Annotated in this window: 15 protein-coding genes; 8 read left to right on the top strand and 7 right to left on the bottom strand. The window is 69.2% G+C overall.

Annotated features, from left to right (window positions below):
* Positions 1 to 2: 2 nt before the first annotated feature.
* The 3 genes from RR1_RS15740 to RR1_RS15730 are packed head-to-tail and all read left to right on the top strand — an operon-like array spanning position 3 to position 3696.
* Entirely contained in the window at positions 3 to 1094 is a 1092-nt protein-coding gene (locus RR1_RS15740) for an ABC transporter permease (protein ID WP_010839474.1), read from the top strand.
* A complete protein-coding gene (locus RR1_RS15735; protein ID WP_010839473.1) occupies positions 1094 to 2059 on the top strand; it encodes an ABC transporter permease in 966 nt (321 codons plus the stop codon). Before RR1_RS15740 ends, RR1_RS15735 begins: the two co-directional genes overlap by 1 nt.
* A complete protein-coding gene (locus tag RR1_RS15730; protein ID WP_010839472.1) occupies positions 2056 to 3696 on the top strand; it encodes a dipeptide ABC transporter ATP-binding protein in 1641 nt (546 codons plus the stop codon). Before RR1_RS15735 ends, RR1_RS15730 begins: the two co-directional genes overlap by 4 nt.
* An 18-nt stretch (positions 3697 to 3714) precedes the next feature.
* Here RR1_RS15730 and RR1_RS15725 read toward each other — a convergent pair whose 3' ends face one another.
* The 4 genes from RR1_RS15725 to otsB form a co-directional block, all read right to left on the bottom strand.
* The gene (locus tag RR1_RS15725) at positions 3715 to 4614 is read right to left on the bottom strand and encodes a metal ABC transporter permease (RefSeq protein WP_010839471.1); all 900 of its coding nucleotides are present in this window, start codon (positions 4612 to 4614) and stop codon (positions 3715 to 3717) included.
* Complete coding sequence (locus tag RR1_RS15720) at positions 4614 to 5489, bottom strand: metal ABC transporter ATP-binding protein (RefSeq protein ID WP_010839470.1); 876 nt, start codon at positions 5487 to 5489, stop codon at positions 4614 to 4616. Before RR1_RS15720 ends, RR1_RS15725 begins: the two co-directional genes overlap by 1 nt.
* A 65-nt stretch (positions 5490 to 5554) precedes the next feature.
* Positions 5555 to 6535: a metal ABC transporter solute-binding protein, Zn/Mn family gene (locus RR1_RS15715; RefSeq protein ID WP_040774573.1), complete on the bottom strand. Its 981-nt coding sequence runs from the start codon at positions 6533 to 6535 to the stop codon at positions 5555 to 5557.
* A 165-nt stretch (positions 6536 to 6700) separates the two neighbouring features.
* Positions 6701 to 9247: a trehalose-phosphatase gene (otsB, locus tag RR1_RS15710; RefSeq protein ID WP_010839467.1), complete on the bottom strand. Its 2547-nt coding sequence runs from the start codon at positions 9245 to 9247 to the stop codon at positions 6701 to 6703.
* A 195-nt stretch (positions 9248 to 9442) separates the two neighbouring features.
* On the opposite strand from otsB, the gene RR1_RS15705 reads away from it, so the two are divergent.
* Positions 9443 to 10282 carry a mycofactocin-coupled SDR family oxidoreductase gene (locus RR1_RS15705; RefSeq protein ID WP_010839466.1) on the top strand — a complete coding sequence of 280 codons (840 nt, stop codon included), beginning with the start codon at positions 9443 to 9445 and terminating at the stop codon, positions 10280 to 10282.
* A 3-nt stretch (positions 10283 to 10285) separates the two neighbouring features.
* On the opposite strand, the gene RR1_RS15700 is transcribed toward RR1_RS15705, so the two are convergent.
* Together RR1_RS15700 and RR1_RS15695 are read right to left on the bottom strand one after the other, a co-directional pair.
* The gene (locus RR1_RS15700; protein ID WP_010839465.1) at positions 10286 to 10936 is read right to left on the bottom strand and encodes a response regulator; all 651 of its coding nucleotides are present in this window, start codon (positions 10934 to 10936) and stop codon (positions 10286 to 10288) included.
* The gene (locus RR1_RS15695) at positions 10933 to 12204 is read right to left on the bottom strand and encodes a sensor histidine kinase (protein WP_143153867.1); all 1272 of its coding nucleotides are present in this window, start codon (positions 12202 to 12204) and stop codon (positions 10933 to 10935) included. Before RR1_RS15695 ends, RR1_RS15700 begins: the two co-directional genes overlap by 4 nt.
* Positions 12205 to 12367: 163 nt before the next feature.
* On the opposite strand from RR1_RS15695, the gene RR1_RS15690 reads away from it, so the two are divergent.
* The 4 genes from RR1_RS15690 (at position 12368) to RR1_RS15675 (ending at position 16507) form a co-directional block, all read left to right on the top strand.
* Complete coding sequence (locus RR1_RS15690) at positions 12368 to 13066, top strand: ABC transporter ATP-binding protein (RefSeq protein WP_010839463.1); 699 nt, start codon at positions 12368 to 12370, stop codon at positions 13064 to 13066.
* 47 nt (positions 13067 to 13113) lie between these two features.
* Positions 13114 to 14583: an ABC-2 family transporter permease gene (locus RR1_RS15685; RefSeq protein ID WP_143153866.1), complete on the top strand. Its 1470-nt coding sequence runs from the start codon at positions 13114 to 13116 to the stop codon at positions 14581 to 14583.
* A gap of 104 nt (positions 14584 to 14687) precedes the next feature.
* Positions 14688 to 15707, top strand: a complete 1020-nt coding sequence (locus tag RR1_RS15680) for an ATP-binding cassette domain-containing protein (protein ID WP_010839461.1) — start codon at positions 14688 to 14690, stop codon at positions 15705 to 15707.
* Positions 15704 to 16507 (top strand): ABC transporter permease, encoded by an 804-nt coding sequence (locus RR1_RS15675; RefSeq protein WP_010839460.1) that lies wholly within the window; start codon positions 15704 to 15706, stop codon positions 16505 to 16507. Before RR1_RS15680 ends, RR1_RS15675 begins: the two co-directional genes overlap by 4 nt.
* A gap of 4 nt (positions 16508 to 16511) precedes the next feature.
* On the opposite strand, the gene RR1_RS15670 is transcribed toward RR1_RS15675, so the two are convergent.
* Positions 16512 to 18872 carry an ATP-binding cassette domain-containing protein gene (locus RR1_RS15670; RefSeq protein ID WP_010839459.1) on the bottom strand — a complete coding sequence of 787 codons (2361 nt, stop codon included), beginning with the start codon at positions 18870 to 18872 and terminating at the stop codon, positions 16512 to 16514.
* Positions 18873 to 18929 lie beyond the last annotated feature (57 nt).

The raw sequence follows: 18929 nt of genomic DNA, 5'->3' as shown, positions 1-18929 counted from the left end.
GGATGAGCACCGCCACGGACGTGCTCGTCGACTCCGATGGGGGTGGCGGCGGGCGGGGTGCGCAGAGCAGATACAGTGCCCTCGCCCGCTACCTCGGTGTGCGCCTGCTGCTCATCGTGCCCACCGCCTGGATTCTCGTCACCGTCGTGTTCTTCCTCATGCGGGTGGTCGGTGATCCGATCACCGCGGCACTCGGCGGCAGGCTCCCGCCCGACCAGCTCGCCGAGCGCAGAGCCCAGGCGGGCTACGACCGGCCGTTGCTCGTGCAGTACTGGGAGTACCTGACCGGGCTGCTGCGCGGTGATTTCGGTCGCGGCGCCACCGACAACCGGGATATCGCGGACGTCGTCCTCACGAGCGGTGCTGCGACACTGGAACTCTCGTTCTGGGCGTTGCTCGTCGCGTTCGTGGTGGGCGTACCACTCGGCATCTACGCTGCGACCCACCGCGACCGTGCGTCCGACGTCGGGCTGCGGCTCCTCGCGATCCTGTTCTACGCCGCGCCGGTGTTCTTCGTCGGCATGCTGCTCAAGCTCGTCTTCGCAGTGCAGCTGGGCTGGCTGCCCGTCGCGGGCCGGGCGTCGATCGACACCCAGCTCGCGTTGCAGAACGTCTCGCCGAAGACGAACATCCTGGTGATCGACGCGATCCTCTACGGCGACACCGGATATCTTCTCGACGTCCTGTCACACGCCGTGCTTCCCGCGCTCGCACTCGGCCTGCTCACCGCGGGCGTGTTCCTGCGGCTCGTGCGGGTCAACCTGCTCCAGTCGTTGCAGGCCGGCTACGTCGACGCAGCGAAGGCGCGAGGTGTTCCGGACCGCGTCGTCACGTGGCGGCATGCGTTGCGCAACTCCATGATTCCCGTCGTCACCGTCGTCGGGCTGCAGATTGCGATGCTGCTCGGCGGGGCGATCCTCACGGAGACGACCTTCGAGTGGCAGGGACTCGGCTTCGAGCTCTCCCGCTATCTGCAGGCCCGTGACTTCGTCGCGGTCCAGGGCATCGTGACGGCGATCGCGCTCGTCGTCGCCGTCGTCAGTTTCGTGACCGACGCGATCGTCGCGATCGTCGATCCCCGAGTGAGGTTCTGATGGCAGTCGAAACCGCTCTTCCCGACGCGGGCGCACTCTCGTCGGGGCCGTCGCGGCGGCCGGCGCCGCTGCGCGCCCTCGCGGCGACGTCCGGTCTGCAGCGCTGGACCCTCGTCGCCGGACTGATCCTCATCGGTGGGTTCGTCCTCGTCGCGCTGCTCGCTCCGGTGCTCGCGCCCTACGGTTTCTCGCAGACGTCGGCCGGTGGAGTCGAGTTCGCGCGGCAGGCGGCGCCCAGCGCGGATCACCTGCTGGGCACCTCGGTACGCGGCGAGGACGTGCTCTCCCGCGTGCTCTACGGAGCCAGGACGGCGCTGCTCGTCATCACGATCTCGCTCGTGGTGTCGCTCGCGATCGGGCTTCCGCTGGGCCTGATCTCGGGATACGTCGGCCGCTGGCCCGACCGGGTTCTCGTGCTCGTGATGGACGCGCTGTACGGGTTCCCGACGCTGCTGCTCGCGATCGTCGTGTCGATCGTCGTCGCGGGTGGGCAGTCGTCGAGCTTCGGTGGTGTGCTGTCGGCGGCGATCGCGATCACCGCGATCTTCGTGCCGCAGTACTTCCGCGTCGTCCGCAATGCGACGCTCGCGGTGAAGACGGAACCGTACGTCGACGCCGCGCGGGTGTCGGGCGCGTCGACGGGCCGGATTCTGCGGCGGCACATCTTCTCCAACGTGACGTCGTCGCTTCCGGTGATCGTGACGCTCAACGGGGCCGAGGCGATCCTCACCCTCGCGGGGCTGGGGTTCCTCGGCTTCGGCATCGAACCGACGTCGGCGGCCGAGTGGGGCTACGACCTCAACAAGGCGCTGCCCGACATCTCCAACGGCATCTGGTGGACGTCGGTGTTCCCGGGGCTCGCGATCGTGCTCGTCGTGCTCGGGATGACGCTCGTCGGAGAGTCGTTGAGCGAGAGCATGAATCCGTTGTTGCGCACGCGCCGTCGAACGAAGAGGGAATCATGACGACGACAACTCCCGAGACCGATGCGGCAGCGGCGAACGCGCTCGACGTCGAATCGCTGACCGTCTCGTTCGACACCGACGCCGGGCCGCTCGACGCCGTACGGGGAGTGACGATCCGGGTGCGACCCGGCGAGGTGCTCGCCGTCGTCGGCGAATCCGGGTCCGGCAAATCGGTGACGGCGCGCACCGCGATCGGCCTGCTCCCGCCGACGGCCCACGTGAGCGGGCGCGTCGTACTCGGTGGAACCGACGTCTCGCACCTGTCGGACAAGCAGTGGACGGCGCTGCGCGGCAAGGACGTCGCGATGGTGTTCCAGGAGCCCGGCGCGGCGCTCGATCCGCTGTGCACCGTCGGCTCGCAGCTCGTCGAGGCGCTCCGCGCGCACCCGGCCGCGGGCGGGCGCCGCCGCACCAGGGCGGAGGCGCGCGAGCGTGCCGTCGAACTCCTCGACGCCGTGGGGATCCCGGAACCCGAGCGCAGGTGGAAGTTCTATCCGCACGAGCTGTCGGGCGGGCAGAAGCAGCGGGTGATGATCGCGATCGCGATCGCGAACGATCCCGAGGTGATCCTCGCCGACGAGCCGACGACGGCCCTCGACGTGACGGTGCAGGCCGAGATCCTGCGGCTGCTGCTCGATCTCCGCGACCGCCTGGGCTGCGCGATCGTGCTCGTCACGCACAACATGGGTGTCGTCCGGGACGTCGCCGATCGGGTCGTGGTGATGCGCGACGGCGTCGTCGTGGAGGAGGCACCCGTCGACGAGCTGTTCCGTTCCCCGGCAGCGGAGTACACGCGGGCGCTGCTCGACGCGGTGCCGGCGCTCGCGCCCGCCGAGTCGTTGCGGCCCGTCGACAGAACGGGGCCGCCGGTGCTCGACGTCGATCGTCTCGTCGTCGAGTTCCCGGGTGCCGGGCGTCACCGGTTCCGGGCGGTCGACGACGTCTCGTTCCGGGTGCATCGCGGCGAGACGATCGGGCTCGTCGGCGAGTCGGGTTCGGGGAAGTCGACGATCGGGCGCTGCGTCGCAGCGCTGCAGCGGCCGACGTCGGGCACGGTGACGATCGACGGCGAGGACCTGTTCGCACTGTCGCGGCGGCAGTTGCGGGACGTGCGGCGCCGGATCGGCTTCGTCTTCCAGGATCCGGCGACGGCGCTGAACCCGAGGCTCACCGTCGGGGACTGCGTCGCCGAGCCGCTCGTCGTCCACGGCAGTACCCGCGGCGCAGCGGTGCGCCGGTCGGTCGAGGACGTCCTCGACTCGGTGCACCTGCCGAAGGGCGTCGTGGACCGATATCCGCACGAGTTGTCCGGAGGTCAGCGCCAGCGTGCGAATCTCGCGCGGGCGCTCGTCCTCGGGCCCGAACTGCTCGTCGCCGACGAGCCGACGAGTGCGCTCGACGTGTCGGTGCAGGCTGCCGTCCTCGATCTGTTCGAGGAACTGCAGCGGCGCCATGCGTTCGCGTGCCTGTTCATCAGTCACGATCTCGCCGTGATCGACCGGCTGTCGCACCGCGTCGTGGTGCTCGGGTCGGGCGGTGTGGTCGAGGAGGGGACGCCGTGGCAGATCCTCCGCGAACCCGAGCAGGAGTACACGCGGACGCTCGTCGCGTCGATCCCGGGACAGCGCGAACTGTGAGCCGGTGCGAGCCGTGGGTCAGTGCGCGTGTGCGTGGCCGTGGCCGGTGGTCACGCGCCCCGCACTGCGTCGGCGGCTGCGGCCGAAGATGCGGCACAGCACGTAGATCGCGAACGAGATCGCCGTGACGAAGCTCGAGACCGGGACGCCGGGGGCGAGCGAGAGCAGGATGCCGCCGACCGCGGCGATCTCCGCGAACACGACCGCGAGGATCGTCGTGGTGAGCGGATTGGCCGTCACGTAGCTCGCCGCCGCCGCGGGCGTGATGAGCAGCGCCATCACGAGCAGTGCGCCGACGACCTGGACGCCGAGCGCGGCGGTGACGCCGAGGACGACCGCGAACACGATCGACAGCGCGCGCACCGGGACGCCGCGTGCGCGGGCCACCTCGGCGTCGGTGCTCGCGAAGAGCAGCGGCCGGTAGATGACGGCGAGGACGAGCACGACGAACACCGCGCACACGGTGAGCAGCGCGAGGCCCTGCCCGCCCGGCGCGACGATCTGCCCGATGAGCAGCGAGAAACTCGTGCCGGTGCGGCCGTCGTAGGACCAGATGAACAGCACCGACAGGCCGAGACCGAACGACATGATCACGCCGATCACCGAGTCGCGGTCGCGTGCTTTCGCGCCGAGCAGGCCGAAGAGCACGGCAGCGACGACCGAGCCGATGATCGCGCCCGTCCCGACCCCGATTCCCACGAGCAGCGCGGCGGACGCGCCCGTGAGCGAGAGTTCGCTCGTGCCGTGCACGGCGAACGACATCTGCCGGCTGATGATGAGCGGGCCGATGATGCCCGCGAGCAATCCCAGGATCGCACCCGCGACGAGCGCCTGCTGCACGAAGTCGTACCGCAGCAGATCTCCGGTGATGGAGAACTCGAACATGCGCGACATCGCGTCGGTGAAGCGGTCGCTCATCAGTGATCTCCGTCGTGGTGGTGGACTCCTTCGCCGGGACGCAGCCCGCCCGCGCTTCCGAGCGCGTCGATCGCGTCGCCGGTGCCGACGACGACGAGGCGGCCGCGCACGTGCAGCACCTCGACGTCCGTCCCGTACAGCTCCGAGAGCACCTCGGACGTCATGACCTCCGTCGGTGTGCCGATGCGGAACTGCCCGTCCACGAGATAGAGGACGCGATCGACGAGCGGGAGGATCGGGTTGATCTCGTGCGTCACGAACAGCACGGCGGTGTCGTGTTCGTGACGCCTGCGGTCGATGAGCGAGGAGACGAGATCCTGGTTCGCGAGGTCGAGGCTCAGCAGCGGTTCGTCGCACAGCAGCACCGACGGATCGCCGACGAGTGCCTGCGCGATGCGCAGCCGTTGCTGCTCACCGCCCGACATCAGGCCGACGGGGGCGTCGGCGAACGCCTCGGCGCCGACCTTGCGGATCGCGTCGTCGACGATCTGCATCCGGCGGCGACGGCGCAGCAGTCCGGTACCCCACATGTGGCCGTCGACACCGAGGCCGACGAGATCGCGCCCGCGCAGCGGCAGGCCCTCGTCCATCGACTTCTGCTGCGGGACGTAGCCGACGTTCCGATTCGCCCGCTGGGCAGGGATTCCCGCGATCTCGGCGCTTCCCGACACGAGATCGAGCTCGCCGAGGAGCACCCGCAGCAGCGACGTCTTGCCCGAGCCGTTCGGCCCGAGGATCGCGACGAACTCGCCGGGCGCGATCGACAGGTCGAGGCCCTGCCACAGCACGCGATCACCGAACGAGAGTTCGGCTCCCCTCAGCTCCACTGCGGCGGAGCGACTCTCGGGGTCGGGTGCGGACGGATTCGGTGGCATGGGTGGTGCGGACTCCAGGAGAGCGGGGACTGATCGGGGGCGGCCGATCAGCGGGTGGCGGCGACTCAGCGATCGAGCGCGGTGGCGAGCGACTGGGCCGCCTCGGTCTGCCACCGAATGTAGTCCACGCCCTCGGGCAGGGTCTCCGTAACCTCGACGACCGGAACGCCCGCCTGCTCGGCGACGGCACGGAGGTCCTGCGTCACGCGGTCCTCGGTCTGGATGTTGTAGACCAGCGCTTCGACGGAGCCGTCGCCGATGAGCCCGCGTGCCGCGGCGATCGACGTCGGCGACGGGTCGGTGCCGTTCTCGATGGCGTTCTGGAACTCCTCGGGTGTCGCGTCGGTGAGCTGCGCGCCCTCGATGAGGTACTGCGCGATCGGCTCGGTCTGTGCGACGCGGGCACCGGGGTGGTTCTGTGCGATCTCGCCGGTGATGTCGGTGACGGCGGCCATCCCGCTCTCGAACGACATCGCGTTCCGCTCGTAGGCTTCCGCGTTGGCGGGGTCGAGGGCCGCGAGGTTGTCGGCGACGGCGTGCGCGACGGCGATCGCGGTCGCGGGGTCGTACCAGACGTGCTCGTTGACGGCGCCGTGGCTGTGACCGTGATCGTGATCGTGATCGTCGGTGCCGTGATCGTGATCGTCGGTGCCGTGATCGTGCGATTCGCCGGCGTGCGCGCCGTCCTCGAAGAGGTCGAATGCGGCGACGCTGCGCTGATCGGTGTCGCCCGCGACGACGTCGTCGACGAAGTGGTCGTAGCCGCCGCCGTTGTAGACGACGAGCGACGCGTCGATCAGTGCCGCGGCGTCGGCCGGGCTCGCCTCGTACGAGTGCGGGTCGGCGCTCGGGTCCTCGATGATGGACTCGACCTGGACGAAGTCTCCCGCGACGGCCTGTGCGACGCTGCCCCACACGTTCGTCGAGGCCACGACGGTCAGCTCGTCGTCACCGGTCGGCGACGAGCCGCAGGCCGTGAGGGCTGCGGCACCGAGCACGAGGCCGGTCGCGGCGGCAGCGGTTCGGAGAATCGGCGTCACGCGCACGGGGTACGTCCTGTCTTATCGCAATTGGGAACCATTACCATAAGACTGTAGCGGATATCGGTGGAACGAGACCAATCGCCGACGCTCCCCGATTCGCGCTCACGCTGACCCTGGTGAGGGAGCGCGACCACGAATCGGGGAGCGTCGGGGTTCGGACGGCGTCGTTCAGGCGAGGAGCTGTGCGCACCGCAGCAGGCCGATGTGGCTGTACGCCTGCGGGTGATTGCCCAGCGACCGCTCGGCGACGGGGTCGTACTCCTCGCTGAGCAGGCCGGTCGGGCCCGCTGCCGAGACGAGTTGCGCGAACAGTGCTTCCGCCTGCGAGCGCGCGCCGACGAGCAGGTACGCCTCGACGAGCCATGCAGCACACAGGTGGAAGCCGCCCTCCGTGCCGGGGAGGCCGTCGTCGTGGTGATAGCGGTAGACCGTCGAACCGCTGCGCAGTTCCGCTTCGGTCGCGAGGACGGTGAGCCGGAACCGTTCGTCCTGCGGATCGATCAGGCCCGACAGCCCGATGTGCAGGGTCGCGGCGTCGAGGTCGGTGCCGTCGTACGCGGCGGTGTACGAACGGACGTCGTCGTTCCAGCCCTTCTCCAGCACCTCCGCGGCGATCTCGTCGCGCAGCGCCTTCCAGTTCGTGCCTGCGGGCCGTCCGAAGTGCTGGGCGAGCGTGAGCGCCCGATCGACCGTCACCCAGCCCATGACCTTCGAGTACACGTGGTGACGCGGGTTGTCGCGGATCTCCCAGATACCGTGGTCGGGCTCGAACCACCGGCGCTCGACGGCCTCGACCATCGCCTGCACGAGTTCCCAGTCGCGATCGGCGAGCGCGACGCCGGGCCGGAGCCCCTTCTTCTCGCGCGCGTGTGCGAGGTGCGAGACGAGTTCGACGATCGGGCCGAAGACGTCGAGCTGCACCTGCTGGTTGGCGGCGTTGCCCACGCGCACCGGCCGCGACCCGGCGTACCCGGGCAGCGAGTCGATCACGGCCTCGGGCGGCAGCGCCGTGCCCCACAGCGTGTAGAGCGGATGGAGGCGTTCGGGGCCGGGCAGGCTCTCGAGCACCGTGTGCACCCAGTCGAGGTAGTCCTCGGCCTCGCCGAGCGAGCCGAGCGAGACCAGCGCCGACGCCGTGAGCGCGGCGTCGCGAAGCCAGCAGTAGCGGTAGTCCCAGTTTCGGACACCGCCGATCTCCTCGGGCAGCGACGTCGTGGCCGCCGCCATGATCGACCCGGAATCCGCGTGCACGAGGCCGCGCAGCGTGAGTGCCGAGCGCTTCATGAGATCGGGCTTCACGCCGGGCAGTTCGAGGTCGCCGACCCAGTCGCGCCAGTACGACTCGGCGAGCGCGCGGCGCTCGTTCTCCGTCATCACCGACGGCCCGATGTCCTCTGTGCCGCATCGTAGTTCGAGCACCACGTCGCCTGCCGACGGATCGATCGTCGCGTGTGCCGTCTCCTGATTGCCGTCCGTCGTGACGTGCCACTCGACGCCGGGGGAGCGCAGCACGTACGGATCGTTCGTGCCGTGCACGCGCAGGCCGTCGGGCACGATCTCGAACGAGACCTGCGACTGGCCGAACTCGGGGCGCGGCGCGAACGTCACGACGGCGGGCACGCGGCCGCTGACGACGCGCGTGAAGTCGGTGCGTCCCGGTCCCACGTCGTGCGGCAGGTAGTCGGTGACGGACAGGCTCGCCCAGCGCGTCTGCACCGTCATCGTGCCGTCGACGTAGCGCTGGCTGAGCGGCAGGCCGTGCCGTTGCGGGCCGACCGTGAAGTGACCGGCCGCCGTGCCGCCGAGCAGGTGCGCGAACACCGCGGCCGAATCGGGTTCCGGGTGACACAGCCACGTGAGCGTGGCGTCGGGCGTCACGAGCGCCACGGTGCGGGGGTTCGCGAGCATCGAGAGCCGCTCGATCGGCGACGCGTCGGCACCCGAGAGCCACGTGCGGCGTTCGTCGAGCAGGAACGCGAGCGTCGTCGCGACCTGCTCGGGGCTCTCGATCCGGTACTCGGCGAGGGTGTCGCCGTCGCCGACCTTGATGCCGACGTCGGGGCCCTGCAACCGGCGGAACGCCTTCTCGTCGGTCACGTCGTCGCCGATGAACACGGCCGCCGATGCACCCTCCTGATGACGGAGGATGTCGAGTGCCTGTCCCTTGTCGGTCGCGATGACCGCGAACTCGATGACGGCCTTGCCCTCGGTGACCTGGACACCGGGCCACGACGGCAGTTCGGCGCGGGCCTCGTTCAGCGCGTACTGGGCGGCGGCGGGTTCGGCGTTGCGGACGTGCAGGGCGACGCTCGCGGGCTTGGCCTCGACGGCGGTGCCGGCGTGACGCGCCGCGATCTCCTCGAGCGTGCGCGTGATCTGTTCGAGCCGGTCGCGGGCCTCGGCGTCGATCGCGTGGATGAACCCGGCGTCGAACTCCGACCCGTGGCTGCCGACGAGTTGCACCTCGGCCGGCAGGCGCGAGAGCACCGCGAGGTCCTTGAGCGCGCGGCCCGACACGACGGCGGCCGCCGTGCCGGGGAGATTCGCGATCGAGCGCAGCGCCCGTACGGCCTCCGGCAGCGGAAACGCCTTCTCGGGATCGGAGACGATGGGCGCCATCGTGCCGTCGTAGTCCGACGCCACGAGCAGGCGTGGCGTGCGGGCGACGGTGACGAGTGCTCGCCGGAGCGGGGCGGGGAGGTCTTGTGCGCTCACATGTCGAATCTAGGCGATCACAGGTGCCGGAGTGAACGGCAGCGGCGGACTGCGCACCTGCAACTCCTGGTCACCGGGAGGAGTGGGTCCCGTCACATCCGCGGCGCGACAGGGTGTGAGTCGACAGCGCCTCGCCGAAGTGCGCACATGCGCGGCGTCGGTCGGCGACGATCGAGTGGAGGGCAAGGAGAGCCGATGGAGCACGCTTTCGACGGGCAGGTGGCACTCGTGACGGGCGGTGCACGAGGGCAGGGGCGCGCGCATGCGCTCGCATTCGCGGAGCGGGGGGCCGACGTCGTGCTGTGCGACCGGCTCGACGGCTCACCCCACGTCGACTATCCGCTCGCGACCGAGGAGGACCTCGCCGAGACGGTGCGGATGGTCGAGGCGACCGGGCGCCGCGTCCTGGCCCTGCGCGCCGACACGGCAGACCGAGGGGCGATGGAGCACGTCGTCACGAGCGCGGAGGCGGAGTTCGGCCGCATCGACATCGCCGTCGCCAACGCGGGCGTCTCGATCCCGTCGCCCGTCCAGTCGATGTCGAGCGGACGGTGGGACGAGGCGATCGGCACGAACCTGACGGGCGTGTTCAACACGATCGCGACCGTCGCCCCCGGGATGATCGCGCGCGGGTACGGGCGCATCGTCACGGTGTCGTCGATGCTGGGCCGCAGCGGTGGTCCCAACATGGCCGCGTACGCGGCGTCGAAATGGGGCGTCATCGGGCTCACCAAGAGTTCGGCGCTCGACCTCGCCGATCACGGCATCACCGTCAACGCCGTCGCGCCCGGCAACATCTCGACGCCGATGATCCACAACCACGCGCTGTACTCGCACCTGCGTCCCGACCTCGACAATCCGACTCCCGAGGACGTCGCCCCCGTCTTCGAGTCGTTGCACGCACAGCCCGTCCCGTGGCTCGAACCGTTCGAGGTCAGCCGCGTCGTGCTCTTCCTCGCGAGCCGAGACAGCGCCCACATCTCGGGCATCGTCGTTCCGATCGACGCCGGAACGGCGGCACGCGTGACCGGCTGAGGGTCACCGCGGGCGCGGGCGGGGCGGCTCGGGGGAGTTGGCGAGTACGGCGAGAGCGACGCGATCGCGGCACCCGAGTTTCGCCAGAAGGCTGCTGACGTGGGACTTCACGGTGGTCTCCGCGATGAAGAGTCGATGCGCGATCTCAGGGTTCGTCAGGCCCTCGCCCACGAGCACCAGGACGTCGCGTTCGCGCGGCGTCACGTCGGTGCGGATCGTGCTCGGGGCTCGTGGGGCGGACCGCAGTGCCTCGGCCACGTGTCCTGCGGCTTCGGCTGCCAGGACGGTTCGGCCCGCATGCACCGTGCGTACCGCGTCGAGGAACTCGGCGGTATCGGCGTCCTTGAGGAGGAATCCGTGTGCACCGTTGCGGAGCGCCTCGATCACGTAGTCGGCGACATCGAACGTCGTCAGCATGAGGATGCGCGGGGCGTCGGGCATACCGGCGACGATGCGGGCGGCGTCGAGCCCGCTCGTACCGGGCATCTTCACGTCCAGCAGGAGTACGTCGAGCTGTCGCGTGGTGGCCAGGTCGATCGCGTCGTCGCCGTCGTGTCCGGTGGCAACCGCTCTCATGTCCGGGGCGGTGTCGACGAGTGCCGCGAATGCCGAGACGAGGAGCGGCTGGTCGTCGACGATTCCGACTCTGATCACCGAACTCTCCCCGCCCGGTTCACGTCGAGGGGCAGCTGGACCTGCAGCCGGAAGACGTGGGCGTCGAGGCCCGCACCGAGGTGCCCGCCCACGGCCTCGACGCGTCGTCGGAGGGTCGAGAGCCCCGTGCCGGGCGGTCGGAGCCGCTCGGCCTCGACGTCCGAGGGCTTGTTTCGGATCACCAACTCCAGGTTGCCGGAGTGGCGCGACAGTTCCACGTCGACGTGGCCGGAGGCGTCGCCGTGGCGTAGCGCATTGGTGAGACCTTCTCGAAGACACCGAACGATCACGTGTCTCGTATCGGCGTTCACTTCGGCGTCCCAGGTCGACAGCGCTGCGGGATCGGGCACCGATGTTCGCAGATCGACACCGGCTGTCCGTGATGCCGCCAGCAGACCGGGAATCTCGCGAAGTCCCTCGTGTGTCGCATCGGACGGGGCACTCGTCGCTCCCACCAGGAATCGCAGGTCGCGTATCGATGCTTTCGCGATCGACCTGATCGTGCGGAGTGAATCGGTGGTCTCGGTGCTCGCATCGGCATCGGCATCGGCATCGGCATGGGCCAGCCGGGCGTTCGCGTGGGCATGGATGACGGTGAGGCCGTGGCCGAGGATGTCGTGCAGCTCCGACGCGAGCCGGTCGCGCTCGTCCGCTCGCGCGAGGGCGGCCCTTGATTCGATCTCCTTCCGGCGGAAGGCTCGCTCCTTCCGTCGCCACCGCGCCCGGAGATGGACGATCAGGAGAACGGCGAGGTGAGCGCTGTACGCCCACAGCGGTGCAGCGGAGTTCTGCACGATCGGGCTGGCAGCGCTTCCGATCGCCGCTGCGATCAGCGCGACGAGCCCGGCGGTCGTAGCCGGAGCTCGGTAGGTGATCGCGCTCAGCGCCAACGGCGCGGCGACGAGCAGCGGCGACACGCTCACCGGGGTGGGGCCGACCAGACCGACCGCGGCCATCGCACCGCACAGCAGCGCCGTGACGGAAGCGGCAGAAATCGGAAAGGCCGAGCGGAACAGGAGACAGCAGACCAGGCCGGTATTCGACAGTGCCAGAGCAAGATCCGAGGCACCGGCGCCGGGAGACGAGGCCGCGACCCAGTAGAGCGCGGCAACGGCGGATCCCGCTGCTGCGAGCACTCGATCGACGCCGTGCGTCCGTGCGAACACGGACGTCGCCGTCCGGCCGACCGTCGGCCCGGGCCCGGTGGGTTGCCGAGGGTGTTTCGTCGTCGAGTCGCTCGACAGCATTCGCGACAGTCCCCCGGGCACGGACGGATTCTTGCCGGGAGCGCCACGACCGCACCAGGTCGGTTGTGCCCTGGATCTTCCGCCATGGGGCCCGGCGGAAGGTCATCTCCTACGACAGGAGGAGACGACCGGTTCGTTCCGTCGGCGGATGTGCCGCCGCGGCGTCGAATGCGAGCGTGTTCGCATGATCGTCGAGATGACGCAGGTGTGGCGACGGCGAGGCCGTCGGCAGGTGTTGCGCGGAGTGGATCTGCAGGTGAAGCCCGGGTCGGTGACCGGACTGCTCGGCCCGAACGGAGCCGGGAAGTCCACGACCCTGCGAGTGCTCCTGGGACTGTTGCCGCCGCAGTCCGGGAGCGTACGGCTCTTCGGCGAGCCGTGGACGCGGTCGTCGCTCGCGAGGGTCGGTGCGTCGGTCGACGGCCCGAGCTTCTACGGCCACCTCAGCGCGCGAAGGAATCTCGCCGTTCATGCATCGCTGATCGGAGTGGACGGCGGTGCCGTCGACCGTGCTCTGACGATCGCAGGACTGACCGACGTCCAGCATCGTCGCGCTCGCACGTTCTCGACGGGCATGCGTAGCCGCCTGGCGACCGCGATCGCGTTGCTCGGCGATCCCGAACTCGTCATCCTCGACGAACCGCAGAACGGGCTCGATCCCGAAGGTGTCAGGGAGATCCGCGAACTCGTACGCAGGCTGAGAAGCTCGGGGAAGGCCGTGCTCTTCTCCTCCCACGTTCTCGGCGAGGTCGCCGCCGTCGCCGACGACGTCACGTGCATCGTTGCGGGACGGACGGCGTATTCGGGGTCCCTGTCCGGTTTCGCACCCGACGGTGATCTCGAAGCGGCGTACTTCGCGGTGACGACGGCGGCGCAGGGATGATCGTGCGAAGCGATGCGGTGCCGTCGGCTGCTCGGGGCAGCGGTCGTGTGCGTGGATCCGCCGTCCTCGCCGGGCTCCGGGTCTGGGTGCCGTCACCGATCCTGCTGGCCGTGCCGGTCGTATGCCTCGTGTCGCTGGCGTCCGTGGTTCTGCTGGTGGCGTCGGGTCCGGCGACCTGGGAACGTGTTCTCGCACATCAGAACATGTGGATCGTCGCCGTCGGTCCGGGATTCGTCGGAGCCGTGGCGGCATACATCGCGGTCACGGAACGACGTGCCGGTCCTGCCGTGAACGTGCGATCCGTCGCTCCTTGGCGCAGAACCCTCGCCGGTTCGTGCGTTCTGGGTTGGTGGATGCTCGTCTTCTGTTCGACGCATGTCGGGACCGCCTTTCTCGCCTACGCGGTGATCGGTGAACGGACGGCGGGTCTCGGCGAGGCGTTCCGGGACACGGCGACGCTGGCGTGGGTCTGTGTGCTCGGGGGAACGGCCTTCGTCGTTCTCGTGCGACTGGTCGGCGAGGCAACGGGATTCGGTGGCGCGCTCGTCGCCACCCTGCTCCTCGTCGTCGCAGGGGCGACGACGGCCGAGACCCGTCTCTGGCCGTTCGTCCCGTCGGCGTGGCAGATCCGGCCCACCCTGAGTCTGATCGGAACACATGCGAACGGTGAAGCGCTGAACGGGGTCGTGATCTCCGGTTCGGTTGTAGCCGTGGCACTCTCGCTGATCAGCGGTACCGCGCTCGTCCTCGCGCGAGCCGGAGTGTCGGCCCGGTCGGACAGCAGAATGCGGCGGATGCCGAGCGGCGGGCGAGTAGTCGAGACCTCACTCGGCGCTGCCGCTTCCGGGGGGCCGACCGCGCGGCCGCGACGCGGATCCCTCGGGATTCTCGATCGCATGCCGGCTGCTGCGCTCCGCGGATCCGGGCTCCTCGTCCTGACGGCGCTGGCGATCGTGACGGTCGGCTGGCTGCGCCGGTACCTGGAGCCCGGCGAGACCGCGACGGTCTTCGCGCTTCTCGTTCTTCCGCTCGGGTGCTCCGTTCTGCCCCTGATCGCGGTGTCGCGGTGGCGACGCGGTGCTCGCGGGATCGCGATCCGTCCTGTCTCCGTTCGGAAACATGCTCGTCGGCTGATCGCGGCGGAGAGTCTCGTTCTCACGTCTGCTGTGGCCGGTTCGGTGTTCGTCATCGGGCCCGGGTTCGTCGTGGGGCTTCGGATCGGTGTGGTGTTCGTGGTCTTCGGGATGATGCTGCTGGCGTTCGGTACGTTCCTGACCTCGTCCGTCGGACTTCTCCCGACCTTGCTGGTCGCGGTCGCCGGCACGATCGCCGGTGTGCTCGTCGGCGGCAACGACGGGCTTCGGTCGGCGTTCGGGATGTACGTCCCGTGGGCCTGGGCGGGAAACCTGGACACGGGTGCCCTGATCGTCACGATCCCGGTCGCCCTGACTGCTGCCGCAGTCTTCACCGCGCTGTCCGTGCGGTCTCTCGCATCGAGCACCTCGGCGATGAAGTAGTGCTGCGATGAAGTAGTGCTGCGTTCCGATGACTTCTGTCGGTGCCCGGGGTCACACTTGACGAGTTGTGGTCGAGGGAATGGGTACACCGGCAGGAGATCGGTATGGACGGCACGATCACAGGCGACACGATCACAGACGGCACGAGCACGGACGACGCGATCGTCATCGAAGGTCTGGTCAAACGGTACGGCGACCTCGATGCGCTTGCCGGCATCGATCTGCGGGTTCCGAGCGGCACCGTCATGGCGCTGCTCGGCCCCAACGGTGCGGGCAAGACGACGGCCGTCCGGGTCCTGACGACGCTGATCACTCCCACCGAGGGCAGTGCGCGCGTTCTCGGGCTCGACGTCGTCGCGGAGGCCGACGACCTGCGCGCACGCATCGGTGCGTCCGGCCAGTACGCGGCGGTCGACGAGTACCTGACGGGCTTCGAGAACCTCGAGATGGTCGGACGGCTCTATCACCTGGGTACGCGCGCCGCACGCAGTCGAGCGCGCGAACTGCTCGATCGGTTCGACCTCGCGGAGGCCGGCGACCGGCCCGTCAAGGGCTATTCGGGCGGGATGCGGCGCCGGCTCGATCTCGCGGGCGCACTCGTCGCCGAGCCCGAGGTGCTCTTCCTCGACGAACCGACGACGGGCCTCGATCCCCGCGCACGCCTCTCGCTGTGGGACGTCATCGACGACCTCGTCTCGCGCGGGACGACGCTCCTGCTCACGACGCAGTACATGGACGAGGCGGAACGGCTCGCCGACGACGTCGCCGTGATCGACCGCGGCCGCGTCATCGCGCGCGGAACCGCCGACGCACTCAAGGAGCGCATCGGCGGCGAACGGATCGAGCTCAGCGTCGAGAACGGCACCGACCTGGACCGGATCCGCTCCGTCCTCGGCGACGTGTCGGCCGGCGACATCGACGTCAACGTCAAGGCACGCAGAGTGACGTTTCCGGTGGACGCAGGCGCCGACTCGCTCGTCGACGCACTGACCAGGCTCTCGCGGGCCGACATCGAGGTGTTCGACGTCGGGCTGCGCCGTCCGACGATGGACGAGGTCTTCCTGACCCTCACCGGACGCGAGGTCGACGGCGACGACGGCGCAGCGAAGGAGAAGGACCGATGAGCACGATCGGGTACGCGCTCGGCGACGGCATCACGATCGCGAAGCGCAACGTCATCAAGATCAAGCGCGTTCCGGATCTGCTCGTGTTCACGATCCTGTCGCCGATCATGTTCGTCCTGCTGTTCGCGTACGTGTTCGGGAACGCGATCGACATCCCCGGACTGTCCTACCGCGAGTTCCTCATCGCCGGAATCTTCGCGCAGACCGTCATCTTCGGCTCGACCTGGACGGGCCTCGGCATGGCCGAGGATCTGCAGAAGGGCATCATCGACCGCTTCCGGTCGCTGCCGATGTCGTCGTCCGCGGTGCTCGTGGGCCGCACGACGTCCGACGTCCTCATCAACGTCGTGAGCCTCGCGGTGATGTCGCTGACGGGACTCGTCGTCGGCTGGCGCATCCACACCGACCCACTGCGGGCGCTCGCCGCCTACCTGCTCCTGCTGCTGTTCGCGTACTCGCTGTCGTGGGTGATGGCCGTCGTCGGCATGTGGATCAGGACGCCGGAAGTGTTCAACAATGCAAGTTTCATCGTCATCTTTCCGCTGTCGTTCATCGCGAACACCTTCGTCGATCCGTCGTCGCTACCCGGCCCGCTGCGCGTGATCGCCGAATGGAATCCGGTCTCGGCCGTGACGCAGGCGGCGCGCGATCTCTTCGGCAACACGAATCCGGCCGTCCCGCCGCCCGACGTGTGGCCGCTGCGTCACGCCGAACTCGCGTCGGTGCTGTGGTCGGTCGCGATCCTCGTCGTATTCGTGCCGTTCGCGATCCACCGCTACAAGAAGGCGGTCAGCCGCTAGCGCCTCACGCCCCGACGTACTGGGCGAGATGGCGTCCTGTGAGGGTCGACCGATCCGCGACGAGGTCGGCGGGGGTTCCCTCGAACACGATCTGCCCACCGTCGTGGCCCGCGCCGGGCCCGAGGTCGACGATCCAGTCGGCGTGCGCCATGACGGCCTGATGATGCTCGATGACGATCACCGACTTGCCCGAGTCGACGAGCCGGTCCAGCAGCGCCAGGAGCTGCTCGACGTCCGCGAGGTGCAGGCCCGTCGTCGGCTCGTCGAGCACGTACACCTCGCCCTTCTCACCCATGTGAGACGCGAGCTTGAGGCGCTGCCGTTCGCCGCCCGACAGTGTCGTGAGCGGCTGGCCGAGCTTCACGTATCCGAGCCCGACGTCGACGAGTCGACGCAGGATCTTGTGCGCAGCAGGGAGTTTCGCGTCGCCGCCGGCGAAGAACTCCTCGGCCTGCGCGCTCGACATTCCCAGGACCTCGCTGATGTCCTTGCCGCCGAAGGTGTACTCGAGGACCTCGGCCATGAAGCGCTTGCCCTCGCACACCTCGCACGTCGTCGCGACGCCGGCCATCATCGCCAGGTCGGAGTACACCACTCCGGCGCCGTTGCAGTTCGGGCACGCGCCCTCGGAGTTCGCGCTGAACAGGGCGGGCTTGACGCCGTTGGCCTTCGCGAACGCCTTGCGGATCGGGTCGAGCAGGCCCGTGTAGGTTGCGGGATTGCTGCGCCGCGAGCCCTTGATCGCGGCCTGATCGATCGTCACGACGCCGTCGCGGCGCGCGACCGAGCCCGTGATCAGCGAACTCTTGCCCGATCCGGCGACACCCGTGACGACGGTGAGTACGCCGAGCGGAAGGTCGACGTCGACGTCGCGGAGGTTGTGGCTGTTCGCCCCCCGGATCTCGAGGGCACCCGACCGCTCGCGGACGGCGTCCTTGAGCGTCGTGCGATCGTCGAGGTGGCGGCCCGTGAGTGTGTCCGCCTCGCGCAGTTCGGCGACCGTCCCCTCGAACACGATCCGCCCGCCGTCGGTACCGGCACCGGGACCGATGTCGACGACGTGATCGGCGATCGCGATCGCCTCCGGCTTGTGTTCGACGACGAGCACCGTGTTGCCCTTGTCGCGCAGTTGCAGGAGCAGCGTGTTCATCCGGTCGATGTCGTGCGGGTGCAACCCGATCGTCGGCTCGTCGAACACGTACGTGACGTCGGTCAACGACGACCCGAGATGACGAATCAGCTTGGTGCGCTGCGCCTCACCACCCGACAGCGTGCCCGCGGGGCGGTCGAGCGACAGGTAGCCGAGCCCGATCTCGACGAACGAGTCGAGCGTGTCGCGCAGGGCGTCGAGCAGCGGCGCGACCGACGGCTCGTCGAGCCCGCGGACCCACTCCGCGAGGTCGCTGATCTGCATCGCACACACGTCGGCGATGCTCTTGCCCTCGATCGTCGACGACCGCGCCTCGGGGCTCAGGCGTGTGCCGCCGCACTCGGGACACGTCTGGAAGGTGATCGCGCGGTCGACGAACGCCCGGATGTGCGGCTGCATCGCCTCACGATCCTTCGACAGCATCGACTTCTGGATCTTCGGGATCAGTCCCTCGTACGTGACGTTGATGCCGTCGACCTTGATCTTCGTGGGCTCCTTGTAGAGCAGATCGTCGAGCTGCCGCTTCGTGAAGGTCGCGATCGGCTTGTCGGGATCGAAGAACCCGGCACCCCGGAAGATGCGGCCGTACCAGCCGTCCATCGAGTAACCGGGGATCGTGAGGGCGCCCTCGTTCAGCGACTTCGTGTCGTCGTAGAGCGCGGTGAGATCGAAGTCGGAGACCGTGCCCATGCCCTCGCACCGGGGACACATGCCGCCGGTGACGCTGAAGGCGCGCCGCTCCTTGACGGTGCGGCCCGCCTTCTCGACGGTGACGGCGCCGGCCCCGCTGATCGACGCCACGTTGAAGGAGAACGCCTGCGGCGAGCCGATGTGCGGCTGCCCGAGCCGGCTGAACAGGATGCGCAGCATCGCGTTGGCGTCCGTCGCGGTGCCGACGGTCGAGCGCGGGTTGGCGCCCATGCGTTCCTGGTCGACGATGATCGCGGTCGTCAGGCCCTCGAGGACGTCGACGTCGGGACGCGCGAGCGACGGCATGAACCCCTGCACGAACGCGCTGTACGTCTCGTTGATGAGCCGCTGCGACTCGGCCGCGACCGTCCCGAACACGAGCGAACTCTTGCCCGACCCGGACACGCCGGTGAAGACGGTGAGGCGACGTTTCGGCAAGTCGAGGCTCACGTCCTGGAGGTTGTTCACCCGTGCGCCGTGTACCCGGATGCGGTCGTGGGCGTCGGCGGCGTGAGACGAGGTCATGGCGAGAAGACTAGGCGGTGAACCCGCATCGAGTCTTCTCGTTTCGTCGGCCCGGCG

Origin of the sequence: Rhodococcus rhodnii NBRC 100604, from assembly GCF_001894925.1 — a bacterium.
In the GTDB taxonomy this organism is placed as follows: Bacteria; Actinomycetota; Actinomycetes; order Mycobacteriales; family Mycobacteriaceae; genus Rhodococcus_F; species Rhodococcus_F rhodnii.
The sequence above is the reverse complement of the archived record's forward strand: the minus strand, read 5'-3'. Positions and strand labels throughout refer to the sequence as shown.